13 protein-coding genes and 1 tRNA gene are annotated in these 11,904 nt (G+C 74.8%); 5 read left to right on the forward strand and 9 right to left on the reverse strand.

The genetic code is table 11. The features are described from left to right. Nucleotides 1-206 precede the first annotated feature (206 nt). The 7 genes from ACH4E8_RS08105 to ACH4E8_RS08135 form a co-directional block, all read right to left on the reverse strand. The gene (locus ACH4E8_RS08105; protein WP_398445509.1) at nt 207-809 is read right to left on the reverse strand and encodes an isochorismatase family protein; all 603 of its coding nucleotides are present in this window, start codon (nt 807-809) and stop codon (nt 207-209) included. A 66-nt stretch (nt 810-875) separates the two neighbouring features. Beyond that, complete coding sequence (locus ACH4E8_RS08110) at nt 876-1,871, reverse strand: GlxA family transcriptional regulator (RefSeq protein WP_398445511.1); 996 nt, start codon at nt 1,869-1,871, stop codon at nt 876-878. Between the two features lie 171 nt (nt 1,872-2,042). Continuing rightward, nucleotides 2,043-2,579, reverse strand: coding sequence for a hypothetical protein (locus tag ACH4E8_RS08115; RefSeq protein WP_398445513.1), 537 nt, complete (start codon nt 2,577-2,579; stop codon nt 2,043-2,045). A gap of 54 nt (nt 2,580-2,633) precedes the next feature. Next, entirely contained in the window at nt 2,634-2,840 is a 207-nt protein-coding gene (locus tag ACH4E8_RS08120; protein WP_398445515.1) for a hypothetical protein, read from the reverse strand. Nucleotides 2,841-2,935: 95 nt separating this feature from the next. Further along, entirely contained in the window at nt 2,936-3,460 is a 525-nt protein-coding gene (locus ACH4E8_RS08125) for a hypothetical protein (protein WP_398445517.1), read from the reverse strand. After that, nucleotides 3,457-3,984, reverse strand: coding sequence for a hypothetical protein (locus tag ACH4E8_RS08130; RefSeq protein ID WP_398445518.1), 528 nt, complete (start codon nt 3,982-3,984; stop codon nt 3,457-3,459). The genes ACH4E8_RS08125 and ACH4E8_RS08130 overlap by 4 nt, the downstream gene beginning before the upstream one ends. 7 nt (nt 3,985-3,991) lie before the next feature. Beyond that, nucleotides 3,992-4,696 carry a hypothetical protein gene (locus ACH4E8_RS08135; RefSeq protein WP_398445520.1) on the reverse strand — a complete coding sequence of 235 codons (705 nt, stop codon included), beginning with the start codon at nt 4,694-4,696 and terminating at the stop codon, nt 3,992-3,994. A 353-nt stretch (nt 4,697-5,049) separates the two neighbouring features. Between ACH4E8_RS08135 and ACH4E8_RS08140 the strand changes: the two genes are divergently transcribed. The 5 genes from ACH4E8_RS08140 to ACH4E8_RS08160 all read left to right on the forward strand — a co-directional run bounded on the left by ACH4E8_RS08140 (nt 5,050) and on the right by ACH4E8_RS08160 (nt 10,617). Then, nucleotides 5,050-5,144: transfer RNA gene (locus ACH4E8_RS08140), tRNA-Sec, on the forward strand. A gap of 85 nt (nt 5,145-5,229) precedes the next feature. Next, on the forward strand, nt 5,230-6,672 hold the full coding sequence (gene selA, locus ACH4E8_RS08145; protein ID WP_398445522.1) for an L-seryl-tRNA(Sec) selenium transferase: 1,443 nt from the start codon (nt 5,230-5,232) through the stop codon (nt 6,670-6,672). Further along, nucleotides 6,672-8,462 carry a SelB C-terminal domain-containing protein gene (locus tag ACH4E8_RS08150; RefSeq protein ID WP_398445524.1) on the forward strand — a complete coding sequence of 597 codons (1,791 nt, stop codon included), beginning with the start codon at nt 6,672-6,674 and terminating at the stop codon, nt 8,460-8,462. Before selA ends, ACH4E8_RS08150 begins: the two co-directional genes overlap by 1 nt. Before the next feature lie 11 nt (nt 8,463-8,473). Further along, on the forward strand, nt 8,474-9,484 hold the full coding sequence (gene selD / locus ACH4E8_RS08155; protein ID WP_398445526.1) for a selenide, water dikinase SelD: 1,011 nt from the start codon (nt 8,474-8,476) through the stop codon (nt 9,482-9,484). A 158-nt stretch (nt 9,485-9,642) separates the two neighbouring features. Beyond that, nucleotides 9,643-10,617 carry a BTAD domain-containing putative transcriptional regulator gene (locus tag ACH4E8_RS08160; RefSeq protein WP_398445528.1) on the forward strand — a complete coding sequence of 325 codons (975 nt, stop codon included), beginning with the start codon at nt 9,643-9,645 and terminating at the stop codon, nt 10,615-10,617. Nucleotides 10,618-10,712: 95 nt separating this feature from the next. Here the strand turns inward: ACH4E8_RS08160 and ACH4E8_RS08165 are convergent, their stop codons facing one another. Beyond that, nucleotides 10,713-11,387 (reverse strand): 2-phosphosulfolactate phosphatase, encoded by a 675-nt coding sequence (locus tag ACH4E8_RS08165; RefSeq protein WP_398445530.1) that lies wholly within the window; start codon nt 11,385-11,387, stop codon nt 10,713-10,715. A 49-nt stretch (nt 11,388-11,436) separates the two neighbouring features. Further along, nucleotides 11,437-11,829 carry a hypothetical protein gene (locus tag ACH4E8_RS08170; protein ID WP_398445531.1) on the reverse strand — a complete coding sequence of 131 codons (393 nt, stop codon included), beginning with the start codon at nt 11,827-11,829 and terminating at the stop codon, nt 11,437-11,439. Nucleotides 11,830-11,904: the final 75 nt, after the last annotated feature.

The raw sequence follows: 11,904 nt of genomic DNA on the forward strand, positions 1-11,904 counted from the left end.
GACCCGCAGATGACCGACGGGCAGAGCGAAACAGGGGCGCGGGGGGTCCCCCCACGCCCTGCGGGCGTAGGGGGCGGAACTGCGCGACAAGCCACCGACGGGCCGCAGAGACCAACGCACCGAGGGGCCGACGGCGAGATCGTCCACGGGCGTGGGCCGCAGTCGCCAAGGCAGCTTCAGTAGCACCGCGGCGCCGCGACCGCAGGTCAGGGCGTGAGGTCGGCCACTTCGCCGGCGACCAGGCCGAACAGGTCGGCGATCGTCGTGAGCGCCGCGGTGTGGAGGGTCGCCGCCGGGAGGACCGTGCCGTCCGGCGCGGTCAGGGCGCGCGTCGCGGTCGCTTCTGCGACGACCGTGGGGCGGTAGCCGCGGTGGAAGGCGCCCTGTGCGGTGGAGGCGATGCACATGTGCGTCATCAGACCGGCCAGCACCAGGTCCGGGCCCGAGCCCAGGTCCCTCAGGACCTGCTCAAGGTCGGTGCCGACGAAGGAGTCGGGGAGCTTCTTGACGATCACGGGCTCCCCGTCGACGGGGGCGACCTCGGGGCTGATGGCGCCGATCTCGGCGCGGACGTCGTACGGGGTGCCCTCGCCGCCGTCGTTGACGACGTGCACCACGGGCGTCCCCTGGACACGCGCCGCGGCCAGCAGGCGGGCGCCGGCGGCGAGGGCCTCGTCCACGCCCTCCAGCGCCATCACGCCGGTGCGGTAGGTGTTCTGGAAGTCGATCAGGACGAGGGTCGCGTCGGCGAGCGCGGGCAGCCGGCCGTCCAGGCCGACGACCTCGCGGAGCGTGGTGGAAGCGGACATGGTGAACCTCCTGAGGGAGTACGAGGGAGCGAGAGGGAGTGAGAGGGAGGGAAAGGGTGGACGGGCTCAGGGCGTCGCCGTGCGGAAGCGGCGCCGGTACGCCCCCGGGCTCGTCGCGATCTGCCGCTGGAACGCCCGATGCAGCGTCTCCACCGAGCGCAGCCCGGTGGATCGGGCGACCAGTTCGAGCGGCTGGTCGGTGGTCTCCAGGAGCCGCCGCGCCGCCTCCACGCGCAGGGCTTCGACGTACGCCGCGGGCGTCGTCCCGGTCTCCTGGGTGAAGACCCGGGCGAAGTGCCGCTCGCTCAGGCACATCCGGGCCGCCAGCGCGGGCGCCGACAGGTCCCGGTCGAGGTGGTCGGCGGCGTAACGGCGCAGTTCGTCGATGTCCCGGCGGGCCGCCGGGGGTCGGCTCATCGGCACGCTGAACTGGCTCTGGCCGCCCTGCCGCTTGAGGTACACGACCAACTGCCGGGCGACGGCGAGCGCCAGTTCCTCGCCGTGGTCCTCGGCGACCAGTGCGAGCGCGAGGTCCAGGCAGGCGCTGATGCCCGCGCCCGTCCACACGCGCCCGGAGCGGATGAAGATCGGGTCCGGGTCGACGGTGACCTCGGGGTGGTCGGCGGCGAGCCGGTCGGTCGTGGACCAGTGCGTGGTGGCCGTCCTACCGTCCAGCAGCCCGGCCGCGGCCAGCAGGTGCGCGCCGACGCAGACCGAGGCGATCCGGTGCGCGTGCGGCGCGGTGGTCCTGACCCACTCCACGACGTCGTCGTCGACCCGGGGCAGCGGCCCGTCCGGGTGCCAGTCCACCGCGCCCGGGACGAGCAGCGTGTCCACCGCGGACCCGACGTCGGCGAACCCGAGGTCGGTGACCACGCGCACCCCCGCCGACGTGGGCACCTGCTCCCCGGCCGGCCCGGGGCCGGCGAGGCTGACCCGGTAGCGGGCGCGACCGCGGGACTCCCGGTTGGCCAGCGCGAACACCTCGGCCGGCCCCGTGACGTCGAGCAGGTCGACATCGGGGAAGACCGCGATCACGACGCGGTGGCTGTGGTCGGACATGGCTCCATCGTCGGCCGCGGCGCGGACGACGGCAATGACGGGCTGGTGTCACATCCGGACACGGGAGAGGGGGCGCCCGGCTCCCAGGCTCACCCGAGGAGCCGGGCGCGGACCGGGCACCGGCTCCAAGGGGGTTCGGAGCCGGCGCCCGGGGTCTTCGTCAGACACGGCCTAGAACAGCGTCCAGCCGCCGTGTTGCAGGGCCACCGCCAACGCGCCCGCGAGAAGCGCCACCGTCCAGCAGAGCGCCAAGATCCGGGTGCGGCGCGCAGCGAAGGCGCGGTCCCAGGCGGAGGCGTCGCCCGAGTGGACCGCGGAGCGGACCATGAGGGAGCGGCCGAAGGCGAAGGCGAGGCCGCCGAGTGGTGTCGCCCACCACGGGCCCCCGAAGAGCAGGACCGCGATCGCCGCGTACGGCAGGTGCGAGGGGACGAAGGTCCGCAGGCCCGTGCCCATCTCGAAGCCGAACTGGAGCGCCCCGCTGCCGTCCGTGCGCACCACGATGTCGCTCGGCACCAGCCGGGCGTTCTGCGGCATGCGGAAGGGCAGCAGCCCCGACTCGATGGCGAGGAAGAGCACCGTCGCGAGCGCCAGCGCCGCGGTCAGCGCCGGCAGCGGCACCACGGTCTGCAACAGCACCGCGGGCAGCATGAGGAGCAGCCCGGTCGTCGCGCCCCCGAAGAAGAGTCCCCGGACGAAGTACTGCACGTTCTGTGTTCCCCGCCAGACCGACGAGGTCAGCAAGCCTGCTGAGTTGTGGCTTCAAACGGAGCCCGAGAGCGAGTAGCCGGCCAGGACGGCGACCGCGCAGGCCGCGAAGGCGGAGAACACCCCGTACAGCGAGGGCGGGCCCCATGCGGCGCCCGCCGCGGCCACCGCGGTGAGCAGCAGGGCGGCGCCCGCGGCGGTCAGGGCGGAGGCCCCCGGCGAGCGGGGGCGGCGCGCTTGGATGCGCTGGGCCAGGGCCATGCGGTGGTCCTTTGGGTGACGGCACGGGTGGTCCGGTGGCCGCCGCCGACGGGGGGCGGCGACGGCCACCGGCGTCTAGAGGGGCAGCGCCCCGGTCACTTGCTCTTGCAGCTCGTGGTGTGACGGGTCGTGCGGCCGTTCTTCTTCAGGTCGAAGTAGCCGTCCCAGCAGTGCACGGTGCGGCCGTCGCGGGTCTTCCAGTACCAACCGGCGTAGCCGTCGCACGCGGCCTCCCAGTTGTACTTGTGGGTGTAGGTGCCGAAGTTCTTGGTGTCGGTGCGGTGGTAGCCGTCCGCGGCGCAGTACTTGGCGGCGATGTAGTCCCGACCCCAACACGGCGTGTCCCCGGGCACGTTCACGTTCATGCAGTGCGCGGGGTGGCGGGACTTGCGGCCCACCGCGGCGTGCGCGGTGCCGCCGCCGCTGAGCCAGCCGAGGCCGGTGAAGGCGAGGGTGGCGGCGCCCGCCATCGTCGTACGGAGGAAGGAACGCCGGCCGAAGCCCCCGCCGGAGCTTGCGGAGCGTACGGGTGCGGGCTCCGCCGTCGCCGTGGCGCGGCTCGCGCCCGAGTCCGGGTTGACGGCCACTTCCGGGATGGACTGGAGGAAGGCACTGGTCATGATGCGACTCCCGTGGTGAGGGAAGGGTTGGTGGACTGCGCGGCGCCGGTGTGCGCCTCGGCGGCCGCGGCGAGCGTGTCGACGGAGCCGATGGGCTCCGCGGACAGCAGCGTCCCGTCGCCGTCGAGGACCAGCAGCGCCGGCTGGTAGGCCAGCAGCAGCGGCGCGGACAGCTCGCTGCCGCGGACGACTTCGCCGGCGCCGGCGCCGTGCCAGCGGCCGGAGTCGTCGATGTCGATCAGTACCGGGCGGTGGCCGGCGTCGCTGAGCGGTCCGCTCACCGCGGGCCAGGCCGGGACGACCTCTTCGCAGGTGGGGCAGGACGAGGAGACGACCAGCGCCAGGGTGCGCCCGCCGGTGCCGGCCGGCGCCAGCTCGGGCCACTGCCGCGACGGGCTCCCGGCCTGCGCGGCGCCCCCGGACTCCAGCGCCCGCACCTTGGCGACGAGTGCGGCGTATCCGAAGGTCAGGAACGCGATGGCCGCCCAGGCGAGGACGAGCAGCACCGTGAGGACGCTCAACACGGCCGGCTCACGCTCCCCAGCGCACGTCGAGGGTCTGGAGCAGCTCCTCCTGGTCGGCGGCGCCGACGCCGGTGTCCGAGGTCAGCTCGTCGTCGACCAGGCAGACCGCCTTGGGCCCGGAGTGCAGGAACTTGCGCCCCCGCTCCACGCCCGCGATCCCCATCGTCTTCACCCACACTTCCCCGTGGTCCACGGACTTGCCCGCGGAGCCCTCGGGGACGAGGCGGGCGGCGTCGGCCGCGGGGTAGATCGTCACGGAGCCGCCGGAGGTGAACTTCACCCCGTACAGGCTCCAGGAGGAGACTTCGGAGGAGCGGGGCTTGACGACGAGCCCGGCCGCGGTGTCGGTGAGGACGAGTTGGTCGAGCACGCCCGTGACGGCGCCCGCGTCGACCCGGTCGCCGGGGAACGCCATGATCAGGCAGTGGTGCGGGCCGGTCCAGATGCCCTGCCAGCCGTCGCCGTCGGGGTTGGCCAGCAGTTGCAGCGGCTGGTTGTCGTAGGTGAGTTGTTGGACGGGGCGATTGCCGAGCTGCTCTATGAGGACGCTCGGGTAGCCGCGGTCGGTGACGCTGACGCCGACGCCCATGGACCGGCTGGTCAGGCGGAAGTGCCAGTACCAGTCGTCCTGGACGGAGCGGGCGCGGCAGGCGAAGGACACCCAGCGCCCGTCGGGTGCCAGGGCCTTCGCGGAGTGTGCCGTGGCCTGCATGGGACCTCCAGGGGTGGAGCGAGCGACGTGGTCGGCGCGCCGGCGGCGTGCCCGGAACACACCGTAGGAGACGCTTCTGTCCTGAATCTGTCCTTTGTCTTTCGGTGGGCTGTGCACACACTGCGGGCCGGCTCCCCGCGCACTCGCCGCGAGCTGGCCGGGTGCTCACGAACACCTCGCGGACGCCTTACGGGTTCCTCCCGGATGCCTTATGCCCGGCCGCGCCGCTCCTTCCCGTCCGCTCTCGTTCCGCTGTCACCCCTCTCACCTGCCGCTTTCACCTTGCTCACGCCAACTGCCCAGGAGGCGAGGTTTCGTTGACAGACGGGAGTCCGGCTTGGAAGATCTTGTCCGGAGGTGTCCGTCGGCCGGTGCCGGCCCCGGTCTTCAAAACCGGTGGACGTTGTTTCCCTTACGCGTCAGCGGGTTCGACTCCCGTCCACCTCCGTCTCAACCTTCCGCTCGCCGACCCCGTCTCCACCGGCACCAGGCGAGCGCCGCACCACCGCCTCCGGGACACTGTCAGGAGTGACATGGGGAAGACCGACGTCCCCGGTCGGATACCGTCCGTCCGCATACCGTCCGTTCGCGAGATCATGGACGATCCGCGCCTGCGGGCCGCCGCGGTCCGCATCGGTCCCGACGAGGTGCGCGAGGCGGCCCGGGGCGTCCAGCGCTCCTTACGGGCGGGCGGCCGCAGCGTCGCCGAAGCCGTCGCGGACGCCGTCGTACGGCTGCCGCCCGCGCCCACCCGGCACCGCCGGGTGCTGAACGCCACCGGCGTGCTCGTCCACACCAACCTCGGCCGGGTGCCGCTGTCCCGGGCCGCCGTCGACGCGGTCGCCCACCTCGCCGGCACCTCCGACCTGGAACTCGACCTGGCGGCGAACCGCCGCGGGCAGCGCGGGCGGGGCGCGCTCGACGCGCTGCGGGCCGCGGTGCCGGCGGCCGGGGACGTCCACGTCGTCAACAACAACGCCGCGGCCCTCGTCCTCGCCGCCACCGCGCTCGCCCAAGGCGCGGAGATCGTCGTCAGCCGCGGCGAACTCGTCGAGATCGGCGACGGGTTCCGGCTGCCGGAGCTGCTGGAGAGCACCGGCGCGCGGCTCCGCGAGGTCGGCACGACCAACCGCACCACGGTCGCGGACTACGCCCGCGCCATCGGTGACCGCACCGCGATGCTGCTGCGCGTGCACCCCTCCAACTTCGCCATGACCGGCTACGTCAGCTCGCCCCCGGTCCGCGAACTCGCCGCGCTGGGCCGCCCCCTGGTCGTGGACGTCGGCTCCGGGCTGCTCACCCCGAACCCCCTCCTGCCCGACGAGCCGGACGTCTCCACCACCCTCGCCCAGGGTGCGCACCTGGTCACCGCGAGCGGCGACAAACTGCTCGGCGGCCCCCAGGCCGGCCTGCTCTTCGGCAGCCCCGAACTGGTGGAACGGCTCCGCCGCCATCCGCTCGCCCGCGCCCTGCGGACGGGCAAGCTGACCCTCGCCGCGCTGGAGGCGACGCTACGGGGCCCGGCCGCACCGGTGCAGACGGCCCTGGCCCGTACGCCCGAGGAGCTGCGGCGACGCGCGGAGACCACGGCGCGCCGGCTGCGGGGCGCGGACGTGGACGCGGCAGCCGTCGCCACCGAGTCGGTCGTCGGCGGCGGCGGTGCGCCCGGCCTCTCCTTGCCGTCCGCCGGCGTCACCCTTCCCTCGTCCCTCGCCGAACCCCTGCGCACCGGCCGCCGCCCGGTGTTGGGCCGGGTGCGCAAGGGCCGGCTGGTGCTGGACCTGCGCACGGTCGACGAGTCCGACGACGAACTCCTGATCGGCGCGGTGCTCACGGCGTGGGCGGGGCTGCGAGGGACGCCACCGGTCCCGTCGGAGCCGACGCCGCGCCCCGCGGATCGCGCCGCTGGGCACGACGCGGCGCCGGAGCCGGGCGCGCACGTCGGCACCGGCGCGGGCGTGGGGGCCGGGCCGTGATGGTCGTGGTGACGGCGGGCCACGTCGACCACGGGAAGTCGAGCCTGCTGCGGGCGCTGACCGGGATGGAACCGGACCGCACCGAGGAGGAGCAGCGCAGGGGGCTGACGATCGACCTCGGGTTCGTGTGGACCGACGTGCCCGCCACCGGGGGCGCGGACGGGGACGAAGACGGGGACGAGCGGGTCGCGTTCGTCGACGTGCCCGGACACGAACGGTTCCTCGGCACCGCGCTGGCCGGCGCCGGGCCCGCGCCGGCCGTGCTGTTCGCCGTCGCCGCCGACGGCGGCTGGATGCCGCAGTCCCGGGAGCACGCCGCCGCGCTCGACGCATTGGGCGTACGGGACGGGGTGCTCGCCGTGACGCGGTGCGACCTCGCCGACCCCGGCCCCGCCCTCGCGCAGGCCCGGGCCGCCCTCGCCGGCACCGGGCTCGCCGGACTGCCCGCCGTCGCCGTCAGCGCCCGCACCGGCGCGGGCCTGCCCGAACTGACCACGGAACTCGCAGCGTTACGCGACCGGACCCCGCCGGGCCGACCGCGGGCGCCCGTACGCCTGTGGATGGACCGGGCCTTCGCCCGTACCGGACACGGACTCGTCGTCACCGGCACCCTGCGCGAAGGGACGCTCAGCAAGGGCGACGTCCTGGAAGTGGCGCCCGACCAGCCGCCGTTGACCGTACGCGCCCTGCACGAGCTGGGGCGGTCGGTCGAGCGCTGCACCGGGCCCGCCCGGGTCGCGGTGAACCTCCGCGGCCCCGCCCCCGCCGAAGGGTTGCGCGGGCGGGCGCTGTGCAGCCCCGGCACGTACGCGCTCTGCGACACCGTCGACGTACGGCTGTACGGTCCGCTGCTCGCCCGCATCCCGGCCCGCTGCACCGTGCACATCGGGTCCGCCGCCGTGCCCGCGCGCGTCCGGCGCTTCGGGCGGGGCACGGCGCGGCTCACCCTGGCGAGGGCGCTGCCGCTGCGCGTCGGTGACCGCGCGGTGGTCACCGAGCAACGGCGCGTCGTCGGCAGCGCGTTGGTGCTCGACCCCGCACCGCCGCCCGTGGGCCCCCGCAGCGCCGGTGCGCTGCGTGCCGACGTCCTCGCGCGCCACCCCGGCACGCCCGACGCCGGGTACGAGACGGCCGCGCGCCGCTTCGTGCGCGCCGCCGCGCTGCGCCGCATCGGCGTGGACTGCGACGCGGAGACGCCCGTCGCCGGCGACTGGCTGGTGGCGCCCGACGAGCGGCGCCGGGTCGCCGCCGAAGCCTTGGCGGCCATGGGCGGCGAACCGGTCGACGCGGCCGCGCTCGCGCGCCGCCTGGAGTTGCCGGACCGCGCGCTGCTCGCCCCGCTGCTCCCCGCCGAACTCGCGCTGCGCGCCGGCCGGGTCGTACCCGCGGCGGCGGCGGACCCCCTGCCGAAGGCCGCCCGGCAGCTCGTCGAATCGCTCGAAGGGGCGCTGGCCCGCGGCGAGTTCCTGGCGCCGACCGCTGCGGAGCTGGCCGCGCTCGGCGTCGACCGGCGCGCCCTCGCGCTGGCCGTGCAGACCGGACGGCTCGTCAGGCTCTCCGACGTCGTCCACGTGGCCGCGCAGGTGCCCGCCGCGGCGGCCCGCGCCCTCGCGCCGCTCGCCGGGGGACCGTTCACCGTGTCGCAAGCCCGTCAGATGTGGAACGTACCCCGTCGAATCGCCCTCCCACTTATCGAGCACCTGGACCGCACCGGGGTCACCCGGCGCGGCCCCGACGACCTGCGCACTGTGCACCCCACAGGAGAAGAGACGAGGGAGAGACGCGCGTGAACGTGCCGAGGATGACCCGATTCGGCCAGGGCGGCGGCTGCGCCTGCAAGATCCCGCCCGGCGAGTTGGAGACCTTGCTCAGCGGTCTCACCGATCGGGCCGCCACGGACGGTGACACGCGGGCGGACGCCGACGGCGATTGCCCGGGGGCCCTGCTGGTGGGCCCCGAGCACGGCGACGACGCGGCCGTGGTGCGCCTGCGCCCCGACCTCGCCGCCATCTCCACCGCCGACTTCTTCACGCCGGTCGTGGACGACCCGTACACCTGGGGGCGGATCGCGGCCACCAACGCGCTCTCCGACGTGTACGCCATGGGCGGCACCCCCGCCATGGCGATCAACCTGCTCGCCTGGCCGCGGGCCGCGCTCCCGATGGAGCTGGCCCGCGAGGTGCTGCGCGGCGGGCTGGACGCGGCGCGCGGCGCCGGGTGCCCGGTCGCCGGCGGGCACAGCGTCGACTCGCCGGAGCCGCTGTACGGCATGTCCGTCACCGGCACCGTCCACCCGGACCGGCTGATCACCCTCGACGGGGCGGCCGTCGGCCGTCCGCTCACCCTCACCAAGCCGCTCGGCGTGGGCGTGCTGAACACCGCGCACAAGGCGACCGGCGAGGTCTTCCCCGAGGCCGTCGAGGTGATGACGACGCTCAACCGGGACGCGGCGGCCGCGGCCACCGCCGCCGGGGTCCGGGGCGGTACGGACGTCACCGGCTTCGGGCTCCTCGGGCACGCCCAGCGGATGGCGCGGGCCTCGGGGGTGACGCTCGCGATCGACGCCGAGCGGGTGCCGGTGCTCGCGGCGGCCCGCACCGCGGCTGCGGCCGGGCACATCAGCGGCGGCACCCGGCGCAACCTCGCCTGGGTCGCGCCGCACTCCGACCTGACCGCCGCGGACGAACTCACCGCCCTGCTCCTCGCCGACGCCCAGACCTCGGGCGGCCTCCTCGTCGCCGGCGAACTGCCCGGCCACCCGGTGATCGGGGAGGTCCTGCCGTACCAGGGCCACACCCTGGTGCTCCGTTGAGCAAGGGCGCCGAGCTGAAGGGTCGGGCCGAGCTGAAGTGTCGGGCGGAGACGAAGGGTTGGGCGGAATCGAGGGGTTGGGCTGAGCCGAAGCGCTGAACCGAGCCGAAGGACTGGACCGACGTACGAGACAGAAGAACCACAGGACCCATTAGTCACATGACCAACGACGAAACGGGGTCAACCATGCAGATCGCCGGCGACATCGACCAGGGGCTCGCTGACCACGGCCCCGGACAGCCGGACACCTTCGGGGAGGACACCTTCGGGGACGCGTTCGGGGAACCCCCGACCACGGCTCTGCCGGTGCACAGCGTCGGCATCCTGGGCCCCGTCGTCCTCCTCGGCCCCACCGGACACACGGCCCCCTCGGGGGCGGTCGTCCGCGCCCTGCTCGGCTCGCTCGCCCTGGCGCACCCGCTGCCGGTGAACGCCGACGACTTCGCCGCCCGGCTGTGGCCCGACCGTTCGACGTCCCAGGCCAAGCAGCGACTGCACACCGGGGCCCACCGGCTGCGGTCCTGGCTGCTGAACGCCACGGACGGCGGGCTCGGGGTGGTGACCCAGCCGTCCGGCTACGCGCTGACCGACTGCGCCGCCGCCGGTGCGGGGGCGGTCGTGGGCGCGGGCGGGCTCGGCGGGTTCGCGGGGCCCGTGGGCCACCCGGCCCGGCCGACCGCGGGCGGTGCCATGCTCACCGACCTGGCGAGGTTCCGGCACGCCGTCGAACGCGCCCGGCACCTCACCGACCCGCTGCACCGACTGCGGCACCTCCAGGGCGCCCTGGCGCTGTGGCGCGGCCGGCTGCTGGAGGGGGTGCCGGCGGAGTGCGTGGACCACCACACCCACCAGTCCCTGATGTTGGAGCACACGGGCCACCTCCAGGAACTGGCCCGCGCGGCGCTCGACGCCCGCCGCCCCCAGGAGGCCGTCGTCGCGGCGCGCCGCGCTTGCGAGGAGGACCACTTCAACGAGTCCTCGCACGCGATCCTGATGGACGCGCTGACGGCGGCGGGCATGCGGGTGGCCGCGCTCGACGTCTACGAGCACATGCGCAACCGGCTGAACAGGTCCCTGGGCATCGCGCCGGGCGAAATCCTGATGCAGGCACGGGGGCGCGCGATCGGCCGCTGAAGCGGGGGCGCGCGGGGCGCGGGGCTTGGGCCGGGGGTGCTCCGGCCCAAGCCGGTGTCAGGTGTCAGGCGTATGGGTGTCCGGGTGTCCGGGTGTCAGGCGTACGGTCGCAGGACCATCAGCGAGTCCTCCACGGCCGCCACCATGGCGAAGGGAAACCGGTCGAGTTCCAGGCAGAGCGCGACGTCGTCGGGGTGGGCTCCCTCGCGCACGCCCTGCGCCAACTCTTCGGCGGCACGCGACGCACCGGCGCGCCGCAGGTACTCGCCCGCGACCGCCTCCCCGTCCCAGGCGGCCCTGCGGGCGATGTACTGGGCGCACGCGAGGTCTTCGTCGGCCCGCCCGTCCTCCCCGGTGACGACGTACGTCACGCTGTCGCACCCCCGGGCCCGCAGGAGCTCCGCCGTCGCCTCCGCCACCACGAAGCCGGCGCACAGCACGAGCGGCGCGTCCTTCACCGCGAGGGCGCCGACCGTCCCGGCGGTGGTCTTCTGCACGACGGTCCGACCGCCCAGGTCCGCGGAGCGCAGCAGGCCCGGTGAGTTGACGGCGTCGAACCCGGGCGCGGGCGGGCCGTCCTTGAGGGCCACCCACTCCGGGTGGTCCTCCTTGAGCGCCAGGGCCTCGTCCAACGATGCGGCGAGCACGATCTTCTCCGCGCCCCGGGCGAAGGCCCAGGCGGCGACGGTGAAGGCGCGCATGACGTCGACGACGACCGCCGCGGACGGGGTCTCGACCAGTTCGGCGGTGCCGAGGAAGCGAGCGTCCATCCGGTCATGATCACCCACGCCCGCCCGCGGGGCACGGGAGTTTCCGCCCCTACCCGGGAGCGGGGGCGAAGAGCATGCGGAGCAGCGCCGCGGCGACCATCAGCGCCGGTACCGCGTACCACCAGGCCCGCAGCACGCCCCACCGCACGCAGCCGAAGGTCACCGCGGTGGCCGTCAGTTCCACCGTGGCGGAGGTGCCGGCGATGACGCGCACCGTGGTCGTGACCGAGTCGTCCCAGGGGCCCTCGGAGCGGGTCATGAGGGCGAGCAGCAGCAGATAGCCGCCGAGGGCGTGGAGCAGCAGCAGTACGCATCCCCAGGCGGTCGCGAGGTCCCGCCGCCGCGGGGGCGGTGCGGCCCAGGAGGGCACGGAGCGGGCGCCGGACGGGCTCGCGGGCGGTGCGGGCGGCGGGCCCGTCCCCGGGGGTGGCTCACGGTCCATGCAGTGCTCGCCTCGCCTCGTCCGGGGTTCTCGCGAACCGTCTTCCGTACGCCAGATTGTGCGGGCCGCGCCCTC

It is taken from the genome of Streptomyces sp. NPDC017979 (assembly GCF_044328175.1).
Taxonomy (GTDB): domain Bacteria; phylum Actinomycetota; class Actinomycetes; order Streptomycetales; family Streptomycetaceae; genus Streptomyces.